General features: G+C 30.5%; 4 protein-coding genes. 2 read left to right on the top strand and 2 right to left on the bottom strand.

What is annotated here, in order from left to right; translation table 11 throughout:
* Positions 1-59: 59 nt before the first annotated feature.
* Positions 60-704, top strand: a complete 645-nt coding sequence (locus WBM60_RS17925) for a GNAT family N-acetyltransferase (protein WP_424283443.1) — start codon at positions 60-62, stop codon at positions 702-704.
* A 120-nt stretch (positions 705-824) separates the two neighbouring features.
* Here the strand turns inward: WBM60_RS17925 and WBM60_RS17920 are convergent, their stop codons facing one another.
* Positions 825-1,109 (bottom strand): DNA-binding protein, encoded by a 285-nt coding sequence (locus WBM60_RS17920; protein WP_424259828.1) that lies wholly within the window; start codon positions 1,107-1,109, stop codon positions 825-827.
* Between the two features lie 278 nt (positions 1,110-1,387).
* On the opposite strand from WBM60_RS17920, the gene WBM60_RS17915 reads away from it, so the two are divergent.
* Positions 1,388-1,753, top strand: a complete 366-nt coding sequence (locus tag WBM60_RS17915; protein ID WP_367275436.1) for a hypothetical protein — start codon at positions 1,388-1,390, stop codon at positions 1,751-1,753.
* 2 nt (positions 1,754-1,755) lie between these two features.
* On the opposite strand, the gene WBM60_RS17910 is transcribed toward WBM60_RS17915, so the two are convergent.
* Positions 1,756-2,532 carry a hypothetical protein gene (locus tag WBM60_RS17910; protein WP_424283442.1) on the bottom strand — a complete coding sequence of 259 codons (777 nt, stop codon included), beginning with the start codon at positions 2,530-2,532 and terminating at the stop codon, positions 1,756-1,758.
* Between the last annotated feature and the right edge of the window lie 601 nt (positions 2,533-3,133).

Here is a 3,133-nt window from a genome sequence, read left to right as displayed (position 1 = left end):
AATATGGAGCCTGGTAATGGAAGTTATGGGCGTAAATAAGAATTTAATCCAATGCGCTAATGGAGGTAAATAAAGATGGGTTTTATAAGATAAAATGGTTTTGGAATATTCTTAAAAATGGCCTTTTTCTTTTTGGGGTACGGAATCAACTTGCGAGATTTGGTTTCGATGTTGACCCGTTTTATTGGGTTTTGGAAGGGGCTTCGGATTGCGAACCACCTAAAATAAAAGGCAATCCTTCGGATTATGAATTAGTCCATCTTGAAATAGAAGAAATAGAGGTCGTTAGGAAAAATATAGTTGGTAGTGATCAGATACCAAGAATTCTTGATTTTCACAGCCAAATTAAGTGTATTGCACTTAGACATGAAGGAGAAATTGCGGCCTTTACTCTAATAGAATTAGATCATTTTAATTATAACAGAATGGTTTTTCATCTAAAAGAGAATGAGGCTTATCTTTTTCATATGTACACCTTTGAATCTTACAGAGGTAAAAACCTGGCACCCTATTTACGTTATCAGAGTTATCTGATGCTGAGAGATATGGGGAGGGATAAAATATACAGTATAACCCAATACTTTAATAAATCTTCCAAAAACTTTAAAAAGAAACTGAATGCCAGAAATCTTCAACTTTATATCAATATCATTATATTTAAAAAATATCAACATCATTTTGTTTTAAGGTCCTACAATACCTAAATAATTGAAAAAATAAAAGCCAGCTATTGGAAGCTGGCTTTTAAAGAGAGATCAAACGAAAAACTAATTAACAATTCCTTTTAATCCTATATGTGTCTTTTATCATTCTTAATTTAATACCTAATTTAAATAGCTACCTTTAAATAATTCAGTCACTTCATTGTTATTTGTAACCGACAGTGAAATTCGAAAATCAAGTTTAAAATGGTTACTGTAATAATACGTTTTCCTCCTTCTGCTGTATTCTACAGGAGCATTAAAATCCTTTAATACTTCCAGAAGGTTATATACAGAACGTTCGCTCAATTCCATTCTACGTGAAAGTGACCTGGGTGGACCTGTACATTCTGCTTCAATAAGTAAATGAAGTTTTTGTAGGTTTTCTAAAGTTTTAATTTTATTCATCTTTTACCCTTTTTTCAATAACAAAGTTTTCGGGGATTTTTAAAGTATTTTTTGGTAATATGACTTTTTAAACCAGCTATTTTAATTCCTATATAATATTATAGAATATTTTCTATATATACAAATAAAATATAGATATTTTTCTATTTATTTATAAATTAGACTACCTTTTACATGTATTCAGTTCTTTTTTATCTCTTTTTAAATCCTTACCTTTGATAAAATGAAGTTTTATATCGATTATTTTCTAGGAAATGTTTAAAACGATAGATCGTTTAATGCAGTTTATTAAATTTGCCGGACTCAGTGCAAGACAGTTCGATTTATCCATAGGTGCCAGTAATGGCTACACCTTAAGAATGAAAAAGAACAATGCATCTATTGGTAGTGACGTCATTGAAAACATTCTTAAAGTTTATCCCCAACTAAATGTAGTATGGCTTATTACCGGAGAAGGGGATATGCTGAACAAGGGAGAAGAGGATGAAATTCTTGATTTTGATCATCTGCCCAAATCCAGGCAACAAGAGATTGAAGACCTTATTGAACAAAAAATCAAAGAACACCAGGAAGAGGAATTGAAACGATTACTAAAAGAAGTAACCGAAGAGATTGAAAAAACACAGAAGCGTTTAAAAGAATAGCTTTAATAGTTGATATTTAACTGTTTTACTAGTTCTTCTCTTAAGGTTATAAGCTTCATTAATTGCTTCCGGGCATTGGTTTCTTTCGCTATTTCTGCTTTTAGCAATTTAAACCGTTTTACATTTTTATAAAGTACGCTGTTTGCGTTAAAATCAGTATTCTTTAGAAGAACCTCTATCTCCTCTGTCAGATGCTCATACATCATTAATATTTCCACCCTGTATTTGATGGCTTTAGATATCATTAAAAGAAGAAGTACCACACAAAAAATAGCGGGAAAAGCTTTTATATTGCCCGCAGCATCCAATGAATTTACATCCTGTGTAGCTTCCCAAAACTGAAAGGAGTATAAAATTATTGGTGAAAGAATAGCGTATTTCCACCAATGCTGACAAGTAATAAACCACAGCACCAGAGGAATAAGAATAATCAGTTTTTGCAACAAAAACCAAACAAAAATTCTCACATTTAGGAATCCGTTATTATGAACCTGAATTATGCCTAAATCCCATACTTGCTTCTCAGGAATCAAATAATGAACAAACCAGAATAGTGTTGTAAGTAATAAAGTTGAACTCACTAATAGGTTTATAGGAATTCCTCTTTTGCTCCTCTGGGAAACAGCTGTATTTAAGTTTTTGAGTCGGTTTTCTAATATTAATTGAGCATTATAAATGTTTTGAAGGTAGCTAGACCAGCTTATTTTATCTCTTTTCTCATTCAAAGATTTTAAATTTTCTCGGTAAAATTCGTGAGATTTTCGTATGTTCCTTCTCATTAAAGATTTAATAGAAATCTCTAACATTCTTTTCCGGTAGGACCTAAAATAATAAAAATCCCAAAAAATGATTAATCCAATTATGGAGGTTATTATCAAAATATTAAATGTTAAAGGATAATTCTCATAATAAAATGGGTAAAAGGTGTACTTTCCATATGGCAGAAATAAATTTTCCAATATGTCATTAGAGTATAATACTAATAAGGGAACGATCAGGTATCTCCACTTTGTCGAAATTGAGGTAAACCATATCAATAATAGAGCAAATGGAATTATATCTTTAAAAAGATACCAAACAAAAAGTTTATTACTAGGGAAGACATGTGAATATTCAAGTGAAAAAAATGATAATACCTTGGAATCATAGCTAAAAAGTAAATGAATATAACCTAAAAATGGCAAAACAGCTATCAAAAAGGCTACTAGTACATCCAATTTGTATTTACTTTGCCAATTAGATTTCAATCTCATTGTATCTTATTTATTTGACATACAAATTCTATTTTTACCTTTTAGAAAATAAACCACCCTATCGCAATTTATTATATTCTTATATCGGTCTATTAAATATACGGAATTTATACTATATATGCAGAAA

This window comes from Eudoraea sp. (genome assembly GCF_049669105.1).
Classification (GTDB): domain Bacteria; phylum Bacteroidota; class Bacteroidia; order Flavobacteriales; family Flavobacteriaceae; genus Eudoraea.
The sequence above is the reverse complement of the archived record's forward strand: the minus strand, read 5'-3'. Positions and strand labels throughout refer to the sequence as shown.